29 protein-coding genes are annotated in these 22,632 nt (G+C 48.9%); 14 read left to right on the plus strand and 15 right to left on the minus strand.

Translation table 11 applies throughout. The annotated features are described in order from the left end of the window. The 4 genes from ACLBLI_RS03850 (at position 1) to ACLBLI_RS03865 (ending at position 3,203) form a co-directional block, all read left to right on the plus strand. Positions 1–1,266, plus strand: coding sequence for a cytochrome b (locus ACLBLI_RS03850; RefSeq protein WP_414829842.1), 1,266 nt, complete (start codon positions 1–3; stop codon positions 1,264–1,266). Beyond that, positions 1,263–1,997, plus strand: a complete 735-nt coding sequence (locus ACLBLI_RS03855; RefSeq protein WP_414829843.1) for a cytochrome c1 — start codon at positions 1,263–1,265, stop codon at positions 1,995–1,997. The genes ACLBLI_RS03850 and ACLBLI_RS03855 overlap by 4 nt, the downstream gene beginning before the upstream one ends. Before the next feature lie 115 nt (positions 1,998–2,112). Beyond that, on the plus strand, positions 2,113–2,745 hold the full coding sequence (gene sspA, locus ACLBLI_RS03860) for a stringent starvation protein SspA (protein WP_414829844.1): 633 nt from the start codon (positions 2,113–2,115) through the stop codon (positions 2,743–2,745). After that, positions 2,742–3,203 (plus strand): ClpXP protease specificity-enhancing factor, encoded by a 462-nt coding sequence (locus tag ACLBLI_RS03865; protein ID WP_414829845.1) that lies wholly within the window; start codon positions 2,742–2,744, stop codon positions 3,201–3,203. Before sspA ends, ACLBLI_RS03865 begins: the two co-directional genes overlap by 4 nt. Positions 3,204–3,511: 308 nt before the next feature. Here ACLBLI_RS03865 and mgtE read toward each other — a convergent pair whose 3' ends face one another. Further along, positions 3,512–4,870, minus strand: a complete 1,359-nt coding sequence (gene mgtE / locus ACLBLI_RS03870) for a magnesium transporter (RefSeq protein ID WP_414829846.1) — start codon at positions 4,868–4,870, stop codon at positions 3,512–3,514. A gap of 105 nt (positions 4,871–4,975) precedes the next feature. Then, positions 4,976–5,725, minus strand: coding sequence for a helix-turn-helix domain-containing protein (locus ACLBLI_RS03875; protein ID WP_414829847.1), 750 nt, complete (start codon positions 5,723–5,725; stop codon positions 4,976–4,978). A gap of 136 nt (positions 5,726–5,861) precedes the next feature. Here ACLBLI_RS03875 and ACLBLI_RS03880 point away from each other — a divergent pair, with 136 nt between their 5' ends. Genes ACLBLI_RS03880 through yiaA form a run of 3 tightly spaced genes read left to right on the plus strand, consistent with a single transcriptional unit; the run spans position 5,862 to position 7,453 of the window. Continuing rightward, entirely contained in the window at positions 5,862–6,179 is a 318-nt protein-coding gene (locus ACLBLI_RS03880) for a hypothetical protein (protein ID WP_414829848.1), read from the plus strand. Between the two features lie 3 nt (positions 6,180–6,182). Next, entirely contained in the window at positions 6,183–6,986 is an 804-nt protein-coding gene (locus ACLBLI_RS03885) for a DUF2145 domain-containing protein (RefSeq protein WP_414829849.1), read from the plus strand. A 5-nt stretch (positions 6,987–6,991) separates the two neighbouring features. Next, positions 6,992–7,453: an inner membrane protein YiaA gene (gene yiaA / locus ACLBLI_RS03890; RefSeq protein WP_414829850.1), complete on the plus strand. Its 462-nt coding sequence runs from the start codon at positions 6,992–6,994 to the stop codon at positions 7,451–7,453. Positions 7,454–7,525: 72 nt separating this feature from the next. On the opposite strand, the gene ACLBLI_RS03895 is transcribed toward yiaA, so the two are convergent. The 11 genes from ACLBLI_RS03895 to ACLBLI_RS03945 all read right to left on the minus strand — a co-directional run bounded on the left by ACLBLI_RS03895 (position 7,526) and on the right by ACLBLI_RS03945 (position 15,348). After that, positions 7,526–7,798, minus strand: coding sequence for an HPr family phosphocarrier protein (locus ACLBLI_RS03895; RefSeq protein WP_414829851.1), 273 nt, complete (start codon positions 7,796–7,798; stop codon positions 7,526–7,528). Next, complete coding sequence (gene rapZ / locus ACLBLI_RS03900) at positions 7,798–8,643, minus strand: RNase adapter RapZ (RefSeq protein ID WP_414829852.1); 846 nt, start codon at positions 8,641–8,643, stop codon at positions 7,798–7,800. Before rapZ ends, ACLBLI_RS03895 begins: the two co-directional genes overlap by 1 nt. Before the next feature lie 24 nt (positions 8,644–8,667). Further along, positions 8,668–9,111: a PTS IIA-like nitrogen regulatory protein PtsN gene (ptsN, locus tag ACLBLI_RS03905; RefSeq protein ID WP_414829853.1), complete on the minus strand. Its 444-nt coding sequence runs from the start codon at positions 9,109–9,111 to the stop codon at positions 8,668–8,670. 3 nt (positions 9,112–9,114) lie between these two features. Then, positions 9,115–9,402, minus strand: a complete 288-nt coding sequence (hpf, locus tag ACLBLI_RS03910; protein ID WP_155015764.1) for a ribosome hibernation promoting factor — start codon at positions 9,400–9,402, stop codon at positions 9,115–9,117. Between the two features lie 29 nt (positions 9,403–9,431). After that, complete coding sequence (locus tag ACLBLI_RS03915; protein WP_414829854.1) at positions 9,432–10,922, minus strand: RNA polymerase factor sigma-54; 1,491 nt, start codon at positions 10,920–10,922, stop codon at positions 9,432–9,434. Positions 10,923–11,001: 79 nt separating this feature from the next. Next, positions 11,002–11,727 (minus strand): LPS export ABC transporter ATP-binding protein, encoded by a 726-nt coding sequence (gene lptB, locus ACLBLI_RS03920; protein WP_414829855.1) that lies wholly within the window; start codon positions 11,725–11,727, stop codon positions 11,002–11,004. A 2-nt stretch (positions 11,728–11,729) separates the two neighbouring features. Further along, positions 11,730–12,299, minus strand: coding sequence for a lipopolysaccharide transport periplasmic protein LptA (gene lptA / locus ACLBLI_RS03925; protein WP_414829856.1), 570 nt, complete (start codon positions 12,297–12,299; stop codon positions 11,730–11,732). Continuing rightward, positions 12,268–12,864 carry an LPS export ABC transporter periplasmic protein LptC gene (lptC, locus tag ACLBLI_RS03930; protein WP_414829857.1) on the minus strand — a complete coding sequence of 199 codons (597 nt, stop codon included), beginning with the start codon at positions 12,862–12,864 and terminating at the stop codon, positions 12,268–12,270. The genes lptA and lptC overlap by 32 nt, the downstream gene beginning before the upstream one ends. Then, positions 12,861–13,415 (minus strand): 3-deoxy-manno-octulosonate-8-phosphatase KdsC, encoded by a 555-nt coding sequence (gene kdsC, locus ACLBLI_RS03935; protein WP_414829858.1) that lies wholly within the window; start codon positions 13,413–13,415, stop codon positions 12,861–12,863. Before kdsC ends, lptC begins: the two co-directional genes overlap by 4 nt. Further along, positions 13,415–14,392: a KpsF/GutQ family sugar-phosphate isomerase gene (locus ACLBLI_RS03940; protein ID WP_414829859.1), complete on the minus strand. Its 978-nt coding sequence runs from the start codon at positions 14,390–14,392 to the stop codon at positions 13,415–13,417. The genes kdsC and ACLBLI_RS03940 overlap by 1 nt, the downstream gene beginning before the upstream one ends. Continuing rightward, positions 14,392–15,348: a calcium/sodium antiporter gene (locus tag ACLBLI_RS03945; protein ID WP_414829860.1), complete on the minus strand. Its 957-nt coding sequence runs from the start codon at positions 15,346–15,348 to the stop codon at positions 14,392–14,394. The genes ACLBLI_RS03940 and ACLBLI_RS03945 overlap by 1 nt, the downstream gene beginning before the upstream one ends. Positions 15,349–15,984: 636 nt before the next feature. Between ACLBLI_RS03945 and ACLBLI_RS03950 the strand changes: the two genes are divergently transcribed. From ACLBLI_RS03950 to murA, 7 genes are all read left to right on the plus strand, one after another. Beyond that, the gene (locus ACLBLI_RS03950; RefSeq protein ID WP_414829861.1) at positions 15,985–16,785 is read left to right on the plus strand and encodes an ATP-binding cassette domain-containing protein; all 801 of its coding nucleotides are present in this window, start codon (positions 15,985–15,987) and stop codon (positions 16,783–16,785) included. Then, entirely contained in the window at positions 16,782–17,558 is a 777-nt protein-coding gene (mlaE, locus tag ACLBLI_RS03955) for a lipid asymmetry maintenance ABC transporter permease subunit MlaE (RefSeq protein WP_414829862.1), read from the plus strand. Before ACLBLI_RS03950 ends, mlaE begins: the two co-directional genes overlap by 4 nt. Before the next feature lie 9 nt (positions 17,559–17,567). Beyond that, positions 17,568–18,038 (plus strand): outer membrane lipid asymmetry maintenance protein MlaD, encoded by a 471-nt coding sequence (gene mlaD / locus ACLBLI_RS03960; protein ID WP_414829863.1) that lies wholly within the window; start codon positions 17,568–17,570, stop codon positions 18,036–18,038. A gap of 64 nt (positions 18,039–18,102) precedes the next feature. After that, a complete protein-coding gene (locus ACLBLI_RS03965; RefSeq protein WP_414829864.1) occupies positions 18,103–18,753 on the plus strand; it encodes a phospholipid-binding protein MlaC in 651 nt (216 codons plus the stop codon). After that, complete coding sequence (locus ACLBLI_RS03970) at positions 18,750–19,058, plus strand: lipid asymmetry maintenance protein MlaB (protein WP_414829865.1); 309 nt, start codon at positions 18,750–18,752, stop codon at positions 19,056–19,058. The genes ACLBLI_RS03965 and ACLBLI_RS03970 overlap by 4 nt, the downstream gene beginning before the upstream one ends. Positions 19,059–19,106: 48 nt before the next feature. Beyond that, entirely contained in the window at positions 19,107–19,364 is a 258-nt protein-coding gene (locus ACLBLI_RS03975) for a BolA family protein (protein WP_414829866.1), read from the plus strand. A 24-nt stretch (positions 19,365–19,388) separates the two neighbouring features. After that, the gene (murA, locus tag ACLBLI_RS03980) at positions 19,389–20,651 is read left to right on the plus strand and encodes a UDP-N-acetylglucosamine 1-carboxyvinyltransferase (RefSeq protein ID WP_414829867.1); all 1,263 of its coding nucleotides are present in this window, start codon (positions 19,389–19,391) and stop codon (positions 20,649–20,651) included. 257 nt (positions 20,652–20,908) lie between these two features. On the opposite strand, the gene ACLBLI_RS03985 is transcribed toward murA, so the two are convergent. Next, positions 20,909–21,244: a hypothetical protein gene (locus ACLBLI_RS03985; RefSeq protein WP_414829868.1), complete on the minus strand. Its 336-nt coding sequence runs from the start codon at positions 21,242–21,244 to the stop codon at positions 20,909–20,911. 135 nt (positions 21,245–21,379) lie between these two features. Then, the gene (locus ACLBLI_RS03990; protein ID WP_414829869.1) at positions 21,380–22,471 is read right to left on the minus strand and encodes a trypsin-like peptidase domain-containing protein; all 1,092 of its coding nucleotides are present in this window, start codon (positions 22,469–22,471) and stop codon (positions 21,380–21,382) included. Positions 22,472–22,632: the final 161 nt, after the last annotated feature.

A 22,632-nucleotide genomic window follows, 5' to 3' on the forward strand; every position in this document is an offset into this window, starting at 1 on the left:
ATGTCTGGTTTCCTAGCATGGATTGAAGAACGTATCCCAATGATGCGCGTTGCCAATATGCACGCCATCCAATACCCAGCTCCCCGTAACATGAACTTCTGGTACGTATTTGGCTTTTTGGCCACTATCGTACTGGTAAACCAGATTGTTACAGGTATCTGGCTGACAATGAATTTTGAACCGTCTGCAGAACGTGCATTCGCCTCAGTCGAGTACATCATGCGTGAGGTCGATTACGGTTGGATCATCCGTTACATGCACAGTACTGGCGCGTCAGCGTTCTTTATTGTGGTCTATATGCACATGTTCCGCGGTATGATTTACGGTTCTTACCAAAAGCCCCGCGAACTGTTGTGGGTGTTTGGTATGTTTATCTACCTGGCCCTGATGGCTGAAGCCTTTATGGGTTATGTATTGCCTTGGGGACAAATGTCCTACTGGGGAGCGCAGGTAATCGTATCGCTGTTCGGTGCGATTCCGGTCATAGGTCCTGATCTGGTTATCTGGATCCAGGGTGACTATGTAATTTCAGGTGCTACCCTGAACCGCTTCTTTGCGCTTCACGTGATCGCCTTACCGCTGGTTATTGTTATTCTGGTATTCCTGCATATTATCGCACTACACGAAGTCGGTTCTAACAACCCGGATGGCGTGGCTATCAAGCATAAAAAAGGCTCATTGCCTGAATCTGAGAAGACGCCTTACCAGATTCATGAGTACTACACCAGCAAGTACGATATTGCTGATGACGTGGTGCCGTTCTTCCCGCACATCGTGCTGAAGGACCTGGTTGCGTTCTGTATCTTCCTGTTTGCGTTTACTTACGTCATGTTTTTCGCGCCGGAAATGGGCGGGAAATTCCTTGAGCATCCTAACTTTGAAATTGCGAACCCCCTGAAGACGCCTGAGCATATCTTCCCGGTATGGTACTTCACGCCGTTCTACGCCATCCTGAAAGCCGTTCCTGATAAGCTGATGGGTGTACTGGCGATGTTTGGTGCGATTGCCGCGTTGTTTGCGTTACCTTGGGTAGACCGAGGTCGTGTGAAGTCATGGCGCTATCGCAGTGGTCTGCACAAAGTGAACCTGATTCTGTTTGCGATTGTTTTTGTATTCCTGGGTTACCTGGGTGGCACTCCGCAAGAGAACTGGAAAATCATCGCTTCACAAGTTGCTACCGTGCTTTATTTCGGTTTCTTTGTCGCGTTGTTCCTGTACAGCAAGAACGAAAATACCAAACCTGTACCAGCGAGGATCCCTAAATGAAAAAACTGATGTGCTTTCTGGCGTTCTTTCTGCCGGGTATGGCAATGGCCGCAGGTGGCAATGTCCACCTGGATGAAGCGCCAATTGATTTAACGGATAAAGCCTCGCTTCAGCGTGGTGCCAAGTTGTTCATGAACTACTGCCTGGGCTGTCACTCGATGCAGTATCAACGTTATCAGCGTACGTTCAAAGACTTGGGCATTTCAGATGAGTTGGGTGAACAGTACCTGCAGTTTACTGGTGAAAAGGTGACGGATTACATCACCCGTGCTATGCCTGAAGAATCAGCTGCTGGCTGGTTCGGTGCAGCGCCACCGGATCTGACGCTGGTAGCCCGAGTTCGTGGTGAAGACTGGATTTATACATACCTGCGTTCTTTTTATAAAGATGAAAGCCGTCCGTTCGGTGTAAACAATAAGGTGTTCCCGGAAGTCGGCATGCCTCATGTTTTAGAACCGCTTCAGGGGATCCCTCGTGAGACTACTGAAGAAGTGATGGTAGACGGTGAAATGGTGGAGCGCTACGTCGGCATCAAGTCTGATGGCACTGGCTCCATGTCTCCGGGTGAGTATGACCAGGCAGTTGCTGATATTGTCAACTTCCTGGAGTATACCGGAGAACCTTCCAAACTGGACTCACACCGTATTGGTAAGTGGGTACTGGTATTTATCGTGGTGCTGTTTGTATTTGTTTACTTGCTGAAGAAAGATTACTGGCGAGAAGTGCACTAAACGTCACGGTTTTTATGTATAATAGTGAAGGGGGCATCTCGCCCCCTTTTTTAGCATTTGATAGTTAGCCCGGTCGCCTTTCCGGGTTTCGATATTTCTCGACGGAGGAAACTTAATGGCCGTAGCCGCGAATAAACGTTCAATTATGACGTTGTTCTCTGACACCATTGACATTTACAGTCATCAGGTTCGTATTGTTTTAGCAGAGAAAGGTGTGGGTGTTGAGATCAGCTATACTGATCCAACCAACTTGCCTGAAGATCTGATTGACCTGAACCCTTACGGTACGGTTCCAACGCTGGTGGACCGAGAGCTGGTACTGTATCACTCTCATATCATCATGGAATACCTGGACGAGCGTTTTCCGCATCCTCCGCTGATGCCTGTTTACCCTGTATCCCGTGGTCAGAGTCGTCTGATGATGCACCGCATTGAGCAAGACTGGTATTCACTGGCAGAGAAAATTTTCCGTGGCGAAGGCGATGTCGATGCGGCGCGTAATGATCTTCGTGAAGCGCTGTTGGCACTGGGGCCGGTATTTGCTGAAATGCCGTACTTTATGAATGAAGAATTCAGCCTGGTAGATTGCTACCTGGCACCGCTGTTATGGCGTCTTCCGCTATTAGGTATCGAACTTAACGGTGCGGGTGCGAAAGAAGTCCATGCGTACATGAATCGCCTCTTTTCACGCACTGCATTTAAAGCCTCTCTGACGGATCAGGAACGCGAGATCCACAACCCGTTATGACATCAATGACTTCTAATCAACCGTATCTGTTGCGTGCGTTCTTTGACTGGATCGTCGACAATGAACTGACGCCTTACATTGTCGTAGACGCACGTAATGAATTGGTGGAAGTACCGCAGGAGTTCGTGAAAGATGGTCAGATTGTCCTGAACATCTCTCCCTCTGCCTGTGTGAATTTTTATCTGGATACGGATGGCTTGTCGTTTCAGGCTCGTTTCGGCGGTCAACCACGTCGTATCAGCATGCCATGCCAGGCTGTGATGGCGATTTATGCCCGCGAAAATGGCGCTGGCACTGTGTTCGCTACAGAAGACGAAATGGTGCCCGCGGCTGAATCACAGTCTGATCAAAGTCAGGATCCTTCAGCACCAAAAGCGGTTGACGAAAATACGGATAAGCAGGCCGATGCGCCTGTTCCTCCCAAAAAAGGCAAACCTTCGCTGAAGGTCATAAAATAAGAAAAAGTCCGGTTCTTACCGGACTTTTTTGTGCTGTTAACCACGCAATTAATCCCGTCGCCTTATCACTGTCATGCAGTTAACGCTGTTGTCTCACTTTGCCAGTTACACAAATCAGGTTCTTTTGCGCACGCCGTGACCCGATGCGACGCGGGTCAGAGTCATTTTGACTTTGAATAGTGTAAGCAGACGTACACCGGCTTCGCGGTAAACTGGCAGAGACGGTCGAGATGTTTGGGCATTAACTAAAAAAAATAGGTACCGCAACTGCGCCAGAACTAACACTGCCGTGGTGAGTCTGTGTACTTTTATATAAGAAACAGGGTTGCTGTGCCCAAAAAGGCAAAAATGCCTACCACATCGGTAATTGTGGTGAGGATCACGCTACCGGCAAGCGCCGGGTCAATCTTCAGTTTCTTCATTATGATGGGTAACGTGGCACCGGAAAGTGCAGCTGCAATCATATTCACCAACATGGCAAAGGCGATAATTACCCCAAGCATGGCGTCTTGCTTCCATAAGGCGATAACCGAGGCGATGAGGACGGCCCAGATAACACCATTTAAAAAGCCCACAGCGAGCTCTTTGCTTACCAGCCAGCGAGAGTTACTGGCATTAACATGACCCAGCGCCATACCACGAATCACCAGCGTCAGTGTCTGGTTACCGGCAACACCGCCCATGCTTGGCACAATCGTGTTTAAAATTGCCAGCACCGCCAGTTGACTTAGCGTGGCCTCAAATAAATCACTCACCGCTGCCGCTAACAGCGCCGTCACTAAATTTACACCCAGCCAGATAGAACGACGTTTCGTACTTTGCAGCACAGGAGCGAAGGTATCTTCCTCGTCATCCAGACCGGCCATACTCATCATTGAGTGCTCAGCATCCTCACGAATAATGTCTACAACATCATCGATGGTAATGCGACCAACAAGACGATGCTTTTCATCAACAACAGGGGCAGACAGCCAGTTGTATCGCTCGAACATGCTGGCGACCTCATCATCCTGCATGTTAACCGGTATGGCTTCTGCCTCTTCATCCATGACATCCAGCACTTTGTCATCCGGATCGGCAGTCAGCAGGCGGGCAACAGGCACAATTCCTACCAGGTTATCGGTGCGGTTTACGACGTAAAACGTATCGGTGTTCTCGGGCAGGTCACCCTTAAGGCGAATGTAACGAAGTACGACATCTACCGTAACATCAGGGCGCAGGGTAATGGTGTCGGTGTTCATGATGAACCCGGCGGTCTCCTCACCGTAAGACAGTGCCTGCTCTGCACGATGACGATCCTGTGCATCCATTGACTGCAGAATGTCCTGCAAGACCTCATCTGGCAAACTGCTGAGTGTTTCGGCCAGATCGTCGGTATCCATTTCTTCCAGAGCATCGACCACATTTGCCGGTATCATTTTTGTAATGATGCCGTTACGCACTTCTTCTGAAAGTTCTTCGAGAATATCGCCGTGGATGTCAGCGTCGATTAGATCCCACAGCTCGTCGCGGGTCTTGGTTGGACTGGATTCGAGAATTAAAGCAACATCAGAGGGGGGCAGCTCGTGCAACAGCTTGCGAACAGAAACAAATCGACCTGTGGACAGCGCCGCGTTAAGTTGTCGCAGCTGACTTTGAGCATATTTTGATTCAACTGCTTCCGCCACCGTCTGCTCCGCCTAACTGACTGATTATTAATGTGGTATAGGATATCGCACTATCCCCGATGCTGTCATGGTAATTCACAGTGAGGGCCAGCATTTCTCTGGCTTTCAGTTGTCTTCCTGTGGTTCACGGCGCATATTCTCAAATAACGACGGCTCCCAGGGGCGCATCGCCATTAGCAGGCCCATATGGGTGCGTGCTTTCACCGGTAGCGCTCTGTCCTCTTCATTTAACTGTGCGGCTTCGTGGGTTATCTGATTCAGTCTTCGCTGGATAATTTCCACTGAGGTGGGTGAGTAGCGCCCGCGCAAATAAAAACGAAACGTCCAGGGCTCATTCTTTTTTGGTGACATAAACTTCACCATCACTTCCTGTTCCATAAATCGTTCTAGCGGCCCTCCGGGGATCCAGCGAAAGTCCTGGGCAATCAATAACCGGTAACGGTTGTCGGGAAGGAGCTCGATCAGTTTTAGACGGTCCAGCCTGGCAAGCAAACGGATGGTGTCAGTTTCTGAAATTGCGTAATAGCTGACAATGTCGTCAAACGACCATCCATCACGCACACACACAGCGGCCAACAACAGTCTGGGATCGTCGAGCAACGTATTTTCCTGCTCCACAGAAAGCTGTGACAGCCGCTGACGTTGCTTTTCTGCCGTGGCGAACAGGTCACTTAAGGTCATCGATAGCATGTGGCAGATAGCTTCAAGACGTTCCAGCGAAAAGCGCTGTTGGGCAAAACTGCGCTTAACACTGGCCTCGCTGATGTTGAGTTGCTCTGCTACCTGTTTATAGGTGAAATTTTGCTCTCTCAGACAGCGTTTAAGGATGCGCGTTAGTTGGGAAATTTGACTCATAAGTATAAAAAATTGATACCCATGGGCTCATTATAATCGACATTTTACAAAGTGGTTTATTTATTTGCTCCTTCCTCGTAGCGTAGAGCGTGTTGAACGGCATGAGCCGCTCGCGAATCTCAAAGGAGAGAGGACTATGAAAGCACGATATCTGGTTTTAGCAACGCTACTGACGGGCGGTTATGTACAGGCGGACGATTCGACAGGACACAGCGGGAAAGCGTCAAAGCACAGTGCAATTGCGGCCTCTCAGGGCACTGCGGTATCGGTAGCTGTAGGCAGCGCTGTAATGGCATCACCCATCGTAATCAGTGGTGCCGCAGTGTCAGCAGCACACGAGGCGTCACATAAGCAGGATACACCGAACAGGCTCGTTATTACTGAAACTGTCATTACGGTTGATGCTGCACCGAATGTGGCCATTACCGCGCGCCAGACTGACAAAAAGGAGTAAACCATGCGCAGATTACTTGCTGTTCTCGTGATCTTGAACTTTCTTCCTTTTGCCGAGGCAGGAAGCCAGGCTGCACAGCCATCGACTTTTGCTCCTGACGCTATTGCCAGTTTCTCTAAAAATGTGGAGCGAGAATTGGCCGAACGGGGGGCATACGTAGCAATTCTGGCGCGCCAGGGGCGACCGCCGGAAGAGATGCCGCAAGGCATCACCTTTACCCATACAGCCATTGCTATTTATTCTGATATTGCCCTCAGTGATGGCTCTAAGGCTAAAGGCTACGCTATTCACAACCTCTATCAAAAGCCACAAAACCTGGATATCAGTGAACTGGTGACAGACTATCCGGTAGACTTTTTCTGGGGCGCCCATGCGTTGAAAGCAGGTATTATTATTCCCTCGCATGAGTTGCAAATTGCTATACTGACACTTTTTCATAATGATCAGGTTGCCGGGTTGCACAACCCTGCTTACTCGGTTATTGCAAACCCGTTTAATTCCACGTACCAGAATTGCACGGAATATACCCTGGATATCATTAATGCCGCGATCTATGGGACAACCGATAAGGCGCGCCTGAAAGCGAACGCACAAGCCTACTTTTCGCCTGAGAAAGTACACATGAGTCGTTTCAAACTTGCTCTGGGAGGCATGTTTGCTGATGGAGTCAGCGTGTCTGACCATGGTCGTACCATCAGTACCACAACATTTACCACGATAGGCGCATACCTGAGTCAGTATGGATTAGCTGAAGCCGTGTACATGCTGGATGATTCAGGCCAGAAAATCTCATTGTTAAAAGGATAAACACTATGACTATGCCAACCAAAGCGTTTCGAATTGCCGCGATAGGGGCGTTAATTGTCGGTGCCGGTGCGTATTGCATAGGGCTGCTAAATGCACCGATGGCGCTTAATGAAAAGGGATACTATTTTGCTATATTGCTGATGGCGTTATTTTCAGCTGTGTCGCTACAAAAAACAATCAGAGACAAGATGGAAGGAATCAAAACCACCGCCATATATTTGTTGCTTTGCTGGATTGCTACTGGTGCATCGATAGTTCTGCTATGCGCAGGGTTATTTAACGCCGAATTACTACTGAGTGAAAAAGGCTTTTTCGGAATGGCTTTTACGCTAAGTCTGTTCTCGGCCGTGACAGTGCAGAAAAATGTCAGAGATTGTGCTGGTGTTGCGGATAACGCTGAGGCAGTACCCGCGACGACGGCCGAAGACTCTATACACTCTGACGGCGAGTTGCCTTGTCAACAGTAAAACCCAAAAGCCCCGGTAAATGCCGGGGCTTTAAATGAATAACTCTACTTGCTGAAACTACTCTGCTACTGATTACTCTTCTTCATTAAACTTGCCATCTATCAGAGAAGCGATGGCTTCCAGCGCCTCTTCAGCATCTTCCCCATCGCTGATAATTTCAACTTGCTCGCCCTGGTGACTTTCTAACATCATTAACCCCAATACGCTGTTAGCGTCGGCTTCTTTTTCGCCTTTAAGCAGCGTCACTTTAGCGTCAAATTTATTGGCCACCTGCACCAGTTGCGTAGCGGCTCTGGCGTGAAGGCCGAGTTTATTCACGATGGTAACGGTTTTACTGGTCTTCATTATTGATTTAACTCCCGGTGACGTATTTGTACATCCGGATGCATATCGCTGAAGGTTTTTGCCAGCGTTTCTGCAACGTAAACGGAGCGGTGCTGTCCGCCGGTGCATCCGATCGCAATGGTAACGTAACTGCGGTTATTGCGTTCAAGGTGCGGTAGCCAGGTGGTGATCAGATTCTGGATTTGCCAGATGAATTTGGTGACTAATGGCTGAGAGCCCAGGAAGTTCTGTACTGGTGCATCCAGTCCGGTGAGGTGTTTTAAATCCGGCTCCCAATGTGGGTTAGGAAGAAAACGACCATCAAACACGTAATCAGCGTCTTTCGGGATACCGTGTTTGAAACCAAAAGACTCAAATACTAAAACCAGCCGAGAGCTCTTTTTACCCAGGATCCGTTCACGAATTAATTCTGCCAGTTGATGAATCGATAACTGGTCAGTATCAATATACAAGTCAGCGCGCTCGGCAATTGGCGCCAGTAAATCAGACTCTGCCCTTATGGCTTCCGATAACGACTTATTGAGTTTTGCCAGCGGGTGCAAACGGCGAGTTTCACTGAACCGTTTTACCAGAACATCGTCACTGGCATCAATATACACAATTGTCATAGACCAGGACGATGGCAGATAATCGAGAATTTCAACTAAGTCTGCAGGGTTCTTTGGCAGGTTTCTTACATCAATGCTAACTGCGACCTGTTCGTACTCATCGACCACAGTGTGCGTGAGCGTGGGTAGCAGGTTCACCGGAATGTTATCGACACAATAGTAACCCAAATCCTCCAGCGCGCGCAGCGCGACGGACTTACCTGAGCCAGAACGGCCACTAATAATTATGAGTTTCAATGCGCCTCTCCCTAAAAACGCGCGTTATTTCAGAGCAGTGATAATATCGTCGCTACTGTGAGCTTTACGAATCGCTTTGATCGTGTCTTTATCACTCAGTTTACTGGCAACGGTGGCGAGTGTCTGCAGATGCCCCTCTGTTTGTTCTTCAGGAACCAACAGGGCAAAAAAGATATCGACGGGTTTGTCGTCCAACGCATCAAAATCAATCGGCGGCGTACTGGTTACGACGATGGCAAGCACGCGCTCAAGTCCGGGCAAGCGACCGTGGGGCAATGCGATGCCATTGCCAATGCCAGTGCTGCCCATTCGTTCTCTGCTAAGCAGGCTGCTGAGGACAACGGCTTCGTCAATGGTAGGGTTATTTTTGGCAGCGATCTGGCTGATAATCTCCAGAATACGCTTTTTGCTATTGCACTGGACCGCACATTCTGTGCGATCCAGGCTGACAAGGGCTTGAATATCCATCAATTAATGTTTCTTCAGTTTTTCCTTGTGTTTAATTACCTGCCGGTCAAGTTTATCGACCATGCTATCGATTGCTGCGTACATATCCGTATCTTCGGATGACGCAAAAACCTCCGCGCCGCTAAGGTGAACCGTGGCTTCCGCCTTCTGGTTTAACTTTTCAACATTCAGGATGACGTGGACATTCGAGATGTGATCGAAGTGTCTCTCCAGTTTGCTGAATTTAGTATCGACATAATTACGCAAAGAGTCGGTGATTTCGACATGATGACCAGTAAGGTTTATTTGCATATTTCGTCTTCCTTATATTATCAAGCCTGTTAAATGAGGCTTTTGCGTTGGTTAGACGGCGGGATCGATAGCGATTCCCGGTATTTTGCGATTGTTCGCCGGGCAACTTTAATGCCTTGCTCGGCCAACAACTGCGCAATTTTGCTGTCGCTTAGCGGTTTGCTTGGCTTTTCTGCCGCTACCAGCTTCTTAATCAATGCACGAATTGCCGTAGAAGAGCATTCTCCACCGGATTCTGTTGCTACATGGCTGGAGAAGAAATACTTCAGCTCATAAATGCCGCGTGGTGTGTGCATGTATTTCTGAGTTGTTACGCGCGAAATCGTCGATTCGTGCATATCTACCATTTCTGCGACATCATTCAGCACCATTGGTTTCATCATTTCCGGGCCATGTTCAAAAAAGCCCATTTGTTGCTGAACGATGCAGTTGGCCACTTTCATCAGGGTCTCGTTACGAGACTCCAGACTTTTTATAAACCACTTGGCTTCCTGCATATGCGAGCGAATAAACTGAGAATCACTGCTATTACGCGCTTTACGACTCATCGCCGCATACTGTTGATTCACGCTTAGTTTAGGCAGGCTGTCAGGGTTGAGTTCCACCACCCAGCGGCCATTTTTCTTGGCAACCGATACGTCAGGAATAACGTACTCTGGCTCTTTGGTAATCAGTGCGCTTCCCGGACGCGGGTTCAGCGTTTGTAACAGACGCATGGCCTCGCGAAGCTGATCTTCTTTTAACCGGCTTTTACGCATCAGCGTGCGATAATCCTTGCTGCTGAGCAAATCAGAGTATTCCTCGAGAAGGACTTTCGCTTCTGCAACCCAGGGAGTATCGGGAGCGAACTGGCGAAGCTGAACTAGCAAACACTCCTGTGGGGTGCGAGAACCCGAACCAATCGGATCAAATTGCTGAATACGTTTAAGTACGCATTCAACCTCATCCATTTCCACTGGCTCGTCGCCTTCTTCCAATTCGTCTGAGTTTACTGATTCGAGAATGTCCTCCAGTGTGACGGTCAGGTAACCGGACTCGTCAATAGAATCGATAATAGCGGTAGCAATGGCGCGGTCGATATCCGAAAACGGCGTCAGGCGCATCTGCCATAGCAAATGGTCCTGTATATTGTCGGTGGTTTCACCCTGAAAAACCTGATCTTCATCATTCGAAGACGGGCCTGGTGCAGGTGCTGATGACGCGGAATAGTATTCGTCCCACGTGCTGTCTATCGGCAGTTCATCAGGTAAGTCATTTTTTTCCAGCGCATCGCCCGCCTCCAGACTGTCCGAGTTGGTGCTGGCGGTCTCCGTCATGCTGTCATCGTTGTCGATGTTGTTTTTTTCAGCCGGGTCATTATCGCCGCCTTCCTCAATTTCAAGAAGCGGATTGGAGTCCAGCGCTTCCTGAATCTCCTGCTGGAGATCGAGTGTCGACAATTGCAGCAGCTTGATTGCCTGCTGCAATTGCGGCGTCATTGTAAGTTGCTGACTGAATTTTAGCTGTAAAGATGGTTTCATCTACGTCTTAAAAAATGCGTTATTCCAAATATACCTTGGCGAGGCAGGGGCTAGTTTTTCTGACCGTGCTTGTCTTTAACTATAGCCTGAATTGTTCACCAAGGTATACATCCCTTACTTTTTGATTGCTTAACACTTCTTCTGCAGTTCCCTGTGCAATCAGTTCTCCATGACTGACAATATAGGCCTTTTCACATACGTCCAGCGTCTCACGCACGTTGTGGTCAGTAATCAGGATCCCTATGCCTCTGTCACGCAGGTGCTGAATGATCTTCTTTATATCATTAACCGATATGGGATCAACACCCGCAAAGGGCTCATCCAGCAGAATAAACTGCGGATTGGCGGCCAGCGCGCGAGCAATTTCCACTCGTCGACGTTCTCCACCAGATAAACTCATGCCCGTACTATTACGTATATGGTTGATATTGAATTCATCAAGTAGCGCGTCAGCTTCTTCTTCCTGTTTTGCGGTACTTAACTCTTTACGCGTCTGCAAAATCGCCATGATATTTTCATGGACCGTAAGTTTGCGGAAGATTGACGCTTCCTGAGGCAGATACCCGATACCTTTACGGGCGCGTTCGTGCATAGGCTGGTGGGTCAGGATTTCATCATCAATCAGAATTTCCCCTTTGCCCAGCTGAACCAACCCTACAATCATATAAAAGGTCGTGGTTTTGCCTGCGCCATTGGGGCCCAGAAGCCCCACAATCTGACCGGTAGACACTGATAAACTGACATCACGCACAACTTGCCTGGACTTATATGCCTTTGCCAGATTTTTCGCAGTCAGCGTTGACATAACTACGGTTGATCCTCTTGTTTGGCGTCCTGTGCATCATTGTCGTCCGACTCATCCTGTTCAGACAAATTCTCGATTGCCTCGGGACGAAACACCGTAGTCACGCGTCCGTTACTGTCCCCATCGCCACCGGTAGCAAGCAATTGCTCTTTAGCCATATCGTAGGTGATGTTGTCACCTTTCACCATACTGGTGTCCTGCTGCAACTCGGCATTGCCTGATAGTGAAATGGTGCGTTTACTCACTTCGTAGCGAATCTCGTTGGCTTTGGCCTGCACAGGTGTGCCATCATCCATTGTTTGTGAATAACTGGCAGGCTGGCCGCGAGCAACAAACACTTCTTTGCCTTCGCCTTCAGTCGCAATAACCTCCACTTCGTCGGCATCGATTATCAGGCTTCCCTGGGTAATTCTCACATCGTCTTTGAACAGCGATGTTTTATTTTTACCGTCAACAAACTGTGACTTCGAATCTACTTTTATTGGTTTCGAAAAGTCACTGCTGTCTGCCAGCGCAAACTGACTAACCCCGAGCAGGAGGCTAATTGCCAGGGGAATAAATGGTCTGTACATGATCAATTAACTCGTATTCCTGGGTTTTTAAATCCGCTTTAAACCCGTTGCTGTTGATGGTGTAAGGTGTACCTCGGATGACAACCGGCTGATCAGACACCATCTTTTGTGTGTCCAGATTAATTTCAATAAATTCCGTGGTAATGGTGCTGACAAACGCCTCCTCGTTCAGGCTTTTTATCAACACGTCAGAATCAAGCTGAATCAGGTCATCGTTGTACAATGTGCCTTCTTTTGCGGTCACCTGCCAGGATGAGGTCTGCTGATCCAGATAGATTGTATATTCAGGCTGCTGAAACAGTACGAAACCCAATTCATCATAATGTTCCATGCTCGTCGCAAAAATCTGATGGTGACGGTTACCCTCTGCATCGTAAAACGTTGTGGTGAGGTTGCGAGCTTTATACGCTGGTTGCAGTGCATCTATGCGCTGCTGCTCGCGGGTTTCCGGTTCGTCTTCCATCCATACCGGCAGATACAATAATAGAGCCAGTACGAACAACGCTGAGATACTGAGTCCCAGTCTGTTCAGACCGAGCCTGTTCACACCGCCGCCGTCGCTCATACACTGGCCCCATGAATGTTTTCAAGTACACCATGTGCCTGTAACAGAGTGTCACAGATTTCGCGGACGGCACCAAAGCCGCCTGGTAAGGTTGTAATCCAGTTTGCTTGTTGTTTCACGGCAGGGTGCGCATCTTGCACGGCAATACGGGTGTCTGCATACGGATACATACCGGTATCCGGCATATCATCTCCGACTACGGCAATTTGAGAGGGGGCCAGTCCCAACTGCTGACTTAACTGTCCCAGCGCAGTGGCTTTGTCTTCCTCACCCTGAATAATGTAGGCCACATTCAGCGCCTTCATACGGTTCTCAACAATGGCAGAGCGCCTTCCGGTTATCACCGCGACATGAATGCCATGCTTCACCAGTGCTTTGACACCGTAGCCATCCCGGGTATGGAAGGCTTTTAATTCTTCACCATCGTTTCCCAGATAAATACGGCCATCAGAGAATACCCCGTCGACGTCACATACCAGCAGCTTGATGTCACGAAGCTGAGCAAACTGCTCAGTATTGAGAGTGGTATATAGTGTTTCAGTTTGCGACATCAGAGCACTCCGGCTTTTAACAACATGTGCATATTAAACGCACCAATAGGTGTGTTGCTGTTATCTACTACCATTAATGCACTGATTTTATGTGCTTCCATTAAATTTAACGCTTCTACCGCGAGTTCATCTGCACGAGTCGTTTTACCGCCACGGGTCATTACATCCTCAACATTGGTAGTGTGGAGATCAATTTTAGCATCCAGAATGCGGCGCAAATCGCCATCGGTAAACACGCCCGCTAACTTGCCCTGAGTATCCAGTATCCCTGTCATACCCAAACCTTTACGGGATATTTCAAGCAGTGCTTCAGACACTTTGGCAGTCTGCGATATCAAAGGAAGCGCGTCACCACTGAGCATAATGTCGCTGACTTTCAGCAGAAGCTTTCGTCCCAGGCTACCGCCAGGATGCGATAAGGCAAAATCATCAGAGGTAAAGCCTTTTCTATCCAGTAAGGCGATGGCCAGGGCATCGCCCAGTACCAGCGTGGCGGTGGTACTGGAGGTAGGGGCTAACCCCAGCGAACAGGCTTCCTGCTCTACGCTGATATCCAGAAATACATCGGCGTGCTGACCCAGCGTACTGGATTGCTTATTGGTCATCGCGATAACCGGCACGTTAAGGCGTTTCACTACCGGCAGTAAATTAAGCAATTCATAGGTTTCGCCCGAATTGGAAATGGCGAGCAAAACATCGTTCTTACTGAGCATGCCCAGGTCGCCGTGATTGGCTTCGCCAGGGTGCATAAAAAATGAGGGCGTACCTGTGCTTGCCAGGGTGGCAGCAATTTTGTTGCCCACATGGCCAGATTTCCCCATACCACATACCACCACCTTTCCCTCGCAGTGGAGCAGCAGTTCGCAGGCACTAATAAACTGCTCATCCAATCGTGTTGCCAGAGCCTGAATGGCTCGTGCCTCAATATCAATCACATTTTTGGCTGAGGCAATATAGGTAGATTCGTTATAAGACATTATCCAAACAACCAGAACTGATAGCCAATGAAGCAGAATACGAACAGGCTGCCTTCAAGGCGGGTAATTTGTCGGTTTCCTTTGAGATTAAAACTGAACAGGAACAACAGCAACGTTAAGCCTAACATCACCCACATGTCGCGGTTGTAAACATCCGGGTCCAGCAGTCCCGGAGCTATCAGGCCCGGCATACCTAAAACGGCTAGCAGATTAAAAATGTTCGACCCAATAATATTGCCCAGCGCCAGATCGTCCTCACCTTTCATAACACCTGCGATACTTGCTGCCAGTTCAGGCAGACTGGTACCCAGTGCAATGATGGTCAGACCAATAACCAGATCGCTGACACCAAAGAACCGGGCGATATACACTGCAGAGTCAACCAGGAAGTGTGCGCTCAACGGCAACAGAACCAGGCCAATGCCTATCCAAATGACAGCCCAGCCTGTGCTAACGTCTTTGGGGATCTCATCTGCGGTTTCCGCCATCAGCGGGTCTTCTTTATCTACCTGCAACGATAACCATGCCATTGCGGCAAGCATGAATACAAACAGTCCAAGCAGAATCATCCCTTCGAAATGCGCCAGTCTGCCATCGTACATAAACGCAATTGCAATCAGGCTGATAACAATGAGTACCGGAAGTTCTCTTTTTAACGTAGTCGATGACACACACAAAGGCTTAACCAGCGCGGTAATCCCCAGTACCAGAGCGATGTTGGTGATGTTGGAGCCTAATGCATTTCCTACCGCAGTATTCATATTGCCATTGGCCGAGGCAATTGCAGATACCACGATTTCAGGCGCGGAAGAGCCCATCGCGACGATGGTTAATCCAATCATCATTGGTGAAATACCAATATTTTTGGCTAAGGCGGAGGCGCCATAAACAAAGCGATCTGCACTCCAGCTGAGAACCGCAAGACCAACAATAAAAATGAGAACCTGAACTAGCACTGCTTTCCGTAGGATCGTGAATTTGAAAAGATTGTCGCAAAAACAGAGGCCTTTGCCTACGCCTAATCACCCTGAAGACGATTTCTTTTTCATCTGTGGCAAGAAACCTGCTTAATTTCTGCAAATTCGATACAGCACATCGCCGGACGATATACCGTTAATACGTTATAGCAGGCTACAATGGTTCTGTCTGGAAATGACGGTGAAACGGAGCGTGAAAAGCTGCGTGAGCGTGTCTGTGATTGCTGACAGAATAGAAGACGGTGAGGGCTTTGAAGGAGCAAGCAGAGCATAAAGCGACTAATCAGAACCAAATGCAACCAGTTGTGACAAACACCGTACACGAGAAAGCGGGATTTTTGCGTGCAGATTGCCGCTTTTTCGCATTAATTTGACGATGAACTGCGATGATTGGAAAAAATGCCCGGTATATCCTGATTCCATTCGATGCAATCGAACATAACTTGTAACTTTTTGCTTTTGTTGAGGGCCTTGAAAAAGCGTACAATGCACCTAAATTACACTGGTCAGTGAACTTTAGCCTCCAGGCGTCCTCAGACGTAACAGCGAAAGCATTGCCAGTCGGGGCTTCCGACCTTTTCCGAAAACCACTCATGGACCGTAATTCTTATTGTAATGGATAATTTAGTCGAAGTAGACAACATGACATTCCGGCGCGTGGATCGCGTTATTTACGACGGAATTTCACTGAAAGTACCTAAAGGCAAAATCACTGCGGTGATGGGGCCCAGTGGTATCGGTAAGACCACGCTGTTAAAGCTGATAGGCGGACAACTACTCCCCGAAGAAGGCGATATTCGCTTTGATGGTGAGTCAATTCCGGGAATGTCGCGTTCTAAGCTCTATCATACACGCCGGCGTATGAGCATGCTGTTTCAAAGCGGCGCTTTGTTCACGGATATGAGCGTTTATGACAATGTCGCGTTCCCGTTAAAAGAGCACACGAAGCTGTCTGATGATGTCATCAGCACCATTGTGTCGCTGAAGCTACAGGCTGTGGGATTACGGGGAGCCGCGAAACTGATGCCAAGCGAACTGTCTGGCGGTATGGCACGACGAGCAGCGTTGGCGCGTGCAATTGCGTTGGATCCCGATCTCATTATGTATGATGAGCCCTTCGCCGGGCAGGACCCGATTTCAATGGGCGTACTGGTGAAACTTATCCGTGAGCTCAATGATGCGCTGGATCTCACCAGCATCGTTGTGACACACGATGTAAAAGAGGTGCTGACCATTGCTGATTACATCTACATTCTTGCCGACAAGCGAGTGATTGGCGAAGGTACAGCGGACGAAATCCGCAACAGCGACTCAGAACTGGTACAACAGTTTCTTAAAGGCGAAGCGGATGGGCCGGTGCCCTTCCATTATCCGGCGGAGTCGTTGTCCAGCAGCTTGTTAGGGGGCGCTGAATGAAGTTCTTTCAGACAATTGGCGCGAATACGCTAGCCAAGCTGACTGCGGCAGGTCGCGCGGCGTTAATGCTGTTTGGGGCACTGATTGCAGTGCCGAAAGTTAAAAATATTTCACTTACCATTCGTCAGGTTTATGTGGTGGGTGTTCAGTCTCTGTTAATCATCATTGTTTCAGGCTTGTTTATCGGCATGGTGATGGCGCTTCAGGGCTATACTATTTTGGTCGACTATGGCGCAGAAGGCAGTTTAGGACCGATGGTTGCACTCTCATTGCTACGCGAACTGGGGCCGGTTGTGACAGCCCTGTTGTTCGCCGGACGCGCCGGTTCAGCACTGACTGCTGAGATTGGCCTGATGAAAGCCACAGAACAACTTAGCAGTATGGAAATGATGGCGGTGGATCCACTGCGCCGCGTGGTAGCGCCACGCTTCTGGGCTGGCATGATATCCATGCCAATGCTGGCGTTAATTTTCAGTGCCGTGGGCATATTAGGTGGCCACCTGGTGGGCGTTGACTGGCTTGGCGTTGATGCCGGTAGCTACTGGTCCATCATGCAATCAACCGTCGATTGGGACAAAGATGTGTTAAACGGTGTAATAAAAAGCCTCGTTTTTGCCCTGGTTGTCACCTGGATTGCCATATTTAAAGGTTACGATTCCATTCCAACATCGGAAGGGATCAGTAAAGCGACCACGGAAACTGTGGTGTTTTCTTCATTAGCTGTGCTGGGGCTGGACTTCGTGTTAACTGCCCTGATGTTTGGGATTGAGTAGGGGGGTAGGATGAATAAGTACAAAACGGAACTGATGGTAGGGGTATTTGTCGTACTTACTATTGGCGCAATACTGTTGCTGGCATTGAAAGTGGCAAACCAGACAATGGCGACCGAAGGGGATACTTACACCCTGTATGCGAAGTTTGACAACATTGGCGGCCTGAAAGAGCGCTCCGCTGTCAAAGTTGGCGGTGTGACGGTGGGACGAGTCACGTCGATTTCGCTCGATAAAGAAGACTACACGCCGGTAGTGGAACTAAGTATTTACCAGCAATATGCAGACTTCCCGGAGACCAGTTCCGTATCGATTTTGACATCGGGCCTGTTGGGAGAGCAGTACGTCGGATTTCAACCGGGTTTCTCGTTCGACGGCGTCGCCAATCTGAAAGACGGTGACTATCTGCAAGACACCAAGTCAGCTCTGGTGCTGGAAGATTTGATTGGACAGTTTTTGTTTAACCGCGGCAGCGAAGAATAAACGATTAATGAACGTGACGGGGCAATATCCCGGTCATAGCGTATAAAGTAATTAGGAGAAATGAGTGAAAAAGTTGGTATATATTGTTGGCGTTTGGCTGCTAACCGCGTTTGCAACTGCCACTGCACAGGAAGTTAACGAACAAAATCCCTATGCACTGGTTCATGATGTGGCGATGAAAACGTTCGATCGTATAAAAGCTAATCAGGATGCTATCAAACAGGATCCAGAGATGCTACGCACCATCATGGAAGAAGAGCTGGTCCCCCATATTGATTACCAGTTCGCGGCGTTCATGGTGTTAGGTAAGCATTTTAAATCGGTGCCCAGAGACAAGCTGTCTGAATACGTCAGTGTCTTCAGACAATACCTAATCACTACCTACGCGGTAGCAATGGGCTATTACGATAACCAGGAAGTCATTTTTGAGCCGGAAGGCGAGTTTGATGACAAGAAGTCCGTGACAGTGAGAGCAGTTGTTCAGGATCCAACACGTCCGGAAATCAAAATTGCGTTTAAAGTTCGTAAGGACAGTAAAACCAATGAATGGAAGGCGTATGACATGGTTGCTGAAGGGATCAGCATGCTGAACAGCAAGCGCAGTGAGTTTGAGTCTATCCTCAGGCAGGATGGTATCGATGCGGTTATCGCCATCATGCGCGATAAAATTGAAAAACCGGTTGAACTGAATCAAGAAGATAAGGATGCCGCGTGAGCCTGTATACCTTTGAAGATAACGACACGGTAAAAATTACCGGCCATCTGGACCGCGACACGCTGTCGCGGAACTGGTGGGTCATGTTATCCTCTTCTGAGCGTTCGCAATTAGAGAAAGCCGGGCGCTGTCATTTTGACCTTCAACAGGTAGAGCGAGCTGATAGTGCTGGCCTGGCGTGGATCATTAATGCAATCCGTGACGCCAGAGCACACAATATTGACGTCTCGTTGCATGCGGTGCCGAAAAAAGTATTAAAGCTGGCTAAAATCAGCGATGTCGATACACTGTTGCCGGTCGAATAAGTTGTAATTAACAGTCAGCAATGCTGATTACTCAAACCGGGTGGTTTTATGGACGTTACTGAAATAGAAAATATCCTCAAAGATGCACTGGACTTAGCAGAAGTCCACGTTCAGGGTGACGGGTCACATTTCACGATTATTGCCGTTAGCGATGCGTTCAATGAGATGAGCCGGGTTAAGCGCCAGCAGGCTGTATACGCGCCGCTGTCCGAAAAAATAGCGGATGGTTCAATGCATGCCATCTCTATTAAAACCTTTTCTGAAAAAGACTGGGCGCGCGAGCGTCAGTTTAATCTTCCACAATAAATACCCCACGGAAACCTTTTTACAGTGGATAAACTAGTAATTAAAAAGAGCCCGCCGTTACATGGCTCGGTGCGTATTTCCGGCGCTAAAAATGCTGCGCTGCCGCTACTTATGACAAGCTTGCTCACGAAAGAAGCGTGTCGATACACCAATGTTCCTCAGTTGCGGGACATCAACACCACCGTGTCGCTGCTACAGGAACTGGGCGTTGAGGTAGCAAGACCTGCCCCTAACGACGTCCTGTTAGATGCTCACGAACTCACCAGTATTACTGCCCCTTACGAATTGGTACGTACCATGCGTGCTTCTATTCTGGTGTTAGGGCCGTTACTGGCGCGTGAAGGTAAAGCGAATGTGTCACTGCCCGGCGGCTGTGCAATTGGGGCTCGCCCGGTTAATCTTCACTTATCTGGCCTTGAAAGAATGGGGGCAGTGATTGAGGTGGATGAGGGGTATATCCGTGCTCATGTAGAGGGGCGCTTACAGGGTGCCCGCATCTTCATGGATATGGTAAGTGTTGGCGCTACCGAAAACCTGATGATGGCTGCGGCGTTGGCGGAAGGTACAACCGTGCTGGAAAATGCCGCACGTGAGCCTGAAATCGTGGACCTGGCAAACTGTCTGAATCAGATGGGAGCAAAAGTCAGTGGTGCAGGAACCGACAGCATCACGATTGAAGGGGTAGAGGCGTTAAGTGCGTGTGATTACGCCGTACTGCCCGACCGTATTGAAACCGGCACCTTTCTGGTAGCCGCTGCGGCTACCGGCGGCAAAGTCCGCTGTACTCACGCGGCACCGGATACACTGGATGCTGTATTGGACAAACTGGAACAATCCGGGGCAAAAATCACGACCGGTGATGATTGGATCGAGCTGGATATGCAGGGACAAAAGCCCAAAGCTCTGCGGGTGAAAACCGCGCCACATCCTGCTTTCCCAACGGACATGCAGGCGCAATTCGTCACTTTGAATTGTATTGCAGAAGGCACCGGGGTGATAACGGAAACGATTTTTGAAAACCGCTTTATGCATGTGCCGGAACTTCAGAGAATGGGCGCAGAAATTGCGCTTGAAGCCAACAGTGCTGTATCGAAAGGCTCTTCTAAACTGAAAGGTGCGCCGGTAATGGCTACCGATTTGCGGGCATCAGCGTCGCTGGTTATTGCGGGGCTGATTGCGGAGGGAGAAACTCACGTAAACCGTATTTATCATCTTGATCGTGGTTATGAAGCCATTGAAGAAAAGTTGCGAGGGTTGGGCGCAAACATTGAACGGGTGAAAGAATAGCCCCGCACTACCTATAGTTATTTAAAAGGCGCTTTTGATAAGCGCCTTTTTTCATTTTCACGTCGGCACTCAAATCCAGAATTAACGGCCATCATCTGACGCTGCCTGCGACCTATCCTGACATCCGGGCCAGCCTACTAAACATCCGGCAGCGCAACTGCGCTAACGAAAAACCGCAAAAAAGAAGAGTTTTGGTGAGACACACGCATGTCAATACAAGCTCTGTGCAGCCTTTCGTGTTGTTAATGCGTTAGAGACTAGGCAGTGTATTGCTGAAAGACGCGAATAATCTCTTCTTTATTTTCGAGATCCACAACACCACTTGCTTTTTCCATGCAGGTCTGAATATCAGTTACCACATCAACACAAGATACATTTTTCTTTAGTGCTTTCGCCAGGATTTGCGTAGTGATCGCAGAGGCAGAGTGGTCTATCAGCCACTGCCCGACCATACCTTCTCTCACGGCATGGGCATTAAATTCTGATAAGGCATCTAGCACCGCAGGTGTGCCTAGTTGCCACTTGCTTGAGTCTACCAGACAAATAAACCTCTTTATGCCTGCCCGCTGGCGTAGTCCAACAATTTTACTCATATAATCTCGCGTGCAGGACATCGACCAGCTGCCACGGGGGAATACCATGATGACACCTGGTAACGCCGACAGGATAAAGCTGGCGTTTTTATGGCTGGAAGACTTGACTGTGAGAGGCTCGGAAAAAGACATAAACTAGTTTATGCGTGGGGTGAAGTTGTCAGATACCGATAACTCAGCCACGACCACATTCAGCGTGAGAATATCGCCGCCTCGGCTGACTTCCAGCTCTAGCTCGGTGCCAGGTTCGGTTTCAGCTATCATATCCAGGGTTTTAGATGCACTTTCCAGTCTTACACCATCTATCGCAAGAAGCCTGTCACCCGCTTTGAGGCCTGCTCGGTCAACCGGGCTGCCACTTGCTACCGCTGTCACTTCAATGCCTGGCTGCCCTCTGTATTCACTACCAAGGAAGCCAAGCTGTCCCCGGGTGACTTTGCCGCTGGTAATTATTTCATCCATCACACGCTTAGCCAGTTCATATGGCACAGCAAAGTTAATACCGTCAACGTTTCTTACTCTCTGACGTGAGTCACGTACCTGAAAGTTCGCATTGGTGATCCCGACCAGCATGCCATTACTGTCTACCAGAGCACCACCTGAGTTCCCTTGATTGAGTACGGCGTCGGTCTGAATAAAATCAATATAATTTGATAGCCCGTTGCGGCCAGCGCGGCTTACTATGCCCTGAGTAATGGTCTGACCCAAATCGAAAGGGTTGCCGATTGCCATGACCACATCACCTACACGGATATCTGGCTCCTCGACCTGGGGAATAACATGGAGGTTATCCGCACTGACTTTCAGCACAGCGAGATCGGTAAGTGGATCGTTACCGATAATTTGCGCTTCGAGAATGCGACCATCCTGAACGGCGACAAAGATGCTGTCGGCATTAGAAACCACATGATGGCAGGTGAGGATATAGCCATTTTCCGTCATGATTACACCGGAACCAAGACTCGCCCGCTCGCGCGGCTGGTTTCTGAATAGCCCGGTATCGTTCTCAATGCTCACACTGTAAATGTTGACTACGGCGGGAGCAGAACGACTGAGAGCAGGAAAATAGGTTGCGCGATTGTCGGCAGGAGAGGGCTCGCGGAAAAAGGCGTCAGTAAAACCGGTGCCCTGACGAAGATCAGGAACCAATAACAAAATCAAGGCAGCGACCACTACCCCTAAAAGAACGGATTTAACGATAAAACTTACAATTTGTCTGCCTGACACAATGCACACTTACCCACTATGCCCCCTACACCAAACTCAGGCAGAGAGGGAAGCAAAAATATAAACTAAAACAAAGAATAACACTGATGTGGTTTGACACCAATCGGATTTGCCCGTGCAAACAAAAACAGCGCCATGCGGCGCTGTTTTTATGTGACAAA

It is taken from the genome of Alteromonas sp. H39 (assembly GCF_047556435.1).
Classification (GTDB): Bacteria; Pseudomonadota; Gammaproteobacteria; order Enterobacterales; family Alteromonadaceae; genus Alteromonas.

Coding starts and splice junctions, on each gene's coding strand:
- ACLBLI_RS03850 (WP_414829842.1), top strand. CDS start 1: ATGTCTGGTTTCCTAGCATGGATTGAAGAACGTATCCCAATGATGCGC.
- ACLBLI_RS03855 (WP_414829843.1), top strand. CDS start 1,263: ATGAAAAAACTGATGTGCTTTCTGGCGTTCTTTCTGCCGGGTATGGCA.
- sspA (WP_414829844.1), top strand. CDS start 2,113: ATGGCCGTAGCCGCGAATAAACGTTCAATTATGACGTTGTTCTCTGAC.
- ACLBLI_RS03865 (WP_414829845.1), top strand. CDS start 2,742: ATGACATCAATGACTTCTAATCAACCGTATCTGTTGCGTGCGTTCTTT.
- ACLBLI_RS03875 (WP_414829847.1), bottom strand. CDS start 5,725: ATGAGTCAAATTTCCCAACTAACGCGCATCCTTAAACGCTGTCTGAGA.
- ACLBLI_RS03880 (WP_414829848.1), top strand. CDS start 5,862: ATGAAAGCACGATATCTGGTTTTAGCAACGCTACTGACGGGCGGTTAT.
- ACLBLI_RS03885 (WP_414829849.1), top strand. CDS start 6,183: ATGCGCAGATTACTTGCTGTTCTCGTGATCTTGAACTTTCTTCCTTTT.
- yiaA (WP_414829850.1), top strand. CDS start 6,992: ATGACTATGCCAACCAAAGCGTTTCGAATTGCCGCGATAGGGGCGTTA.
- ACLBLI_RS03895 (WP_414829851.1), bottom strand. CDS start 7,798: ATGAAGACCAGTAAAACCGTTACCATCGTGAATAAACTCGGCCTTCAC.
- ptsN (WP_414829853.1), bottom strand. CDS start 9,111: ATGGATATTCAAGCCCTTGTCAGCCTGGATCGCACAGAATGTGCGGTC.
- hpf (WP_155015764.1), bottom strand. CDS start 9,402: ATGCAAATAAACCTTACTGGTCATCATGTCGAAATCACCGACTCTTTG.
- ACLBLI_RS03915 (WP_414829854.1), bottom strand. CDS start 10,922: ATGAAACCATCTTTACAGCTAAAATTCAGTCAGCAACTTACAATGACG.
- lptB (WP_414829855.1), bottom strand. CDS start 11,727: ATGTCAACGCTGACTGCGAAAAATCTGGCAAAGGCATATAAGTCCAGG.
- lptA (WP_414829856.1), bottom strand. CDS start 12,299: ATGTACAGACCATTTATTCCCCTGGCAATTAGCCTCCTGCTCGGGGTT.
- lptC (WP_414829857.1), bottom strand. CDS start 12,864: ATGAGCGACGGCGGCGGTGTGAACAGGCTCGGTCTGAACAGACTGGGA.
- kdsC (WP_414829858.1), bottom strand. CDS start 13,415: ATGTCGCAAACTGAAACACTATATACCACTCTCAATACTGAGCAGTTT.
- ACLBLI_RS03940 (WP_414829859.1), bottom strand. CDS start 14,392: ATGTCTTATAACGAATCTACCTATATTGCCTCAGCCAAAAATGTGATT.
- ACLBLI_RS03950 (WP_414829861.1), top strand. CDS start 15,985: ATGGATAATTTAGTCGAAGTAGACAACATGACATTCCGGCGCGTGGAT.
- mlaE (WP_414829862.1), top strand. CDS start 16,782: ATGAAGTTCTTTCAGACAATTGGCGCGAATACGCTAGCCAAGCTGACT.
- mlaD (WP_414829863.1), top strand. CDS start 17,568: ATGAATAAGTACAAAACGGAACTGATGGTAGGGGTATTTGTCGTACTT.
- ACLBLI_RS03975 (WP_414829866.1), top strand. CDS start 19,107: ATGGACGTTACTGAAATAGAAAATATCCTCAAAGATGCACTGGACTTA.
- ACLBLI_RS03985 (WP_414829868.1), bottom strand. CDS start 21,244: ATGAGTAAAATTGTTGGACTACGCCAGCGGGCAGGCATAAAGAGGTTT.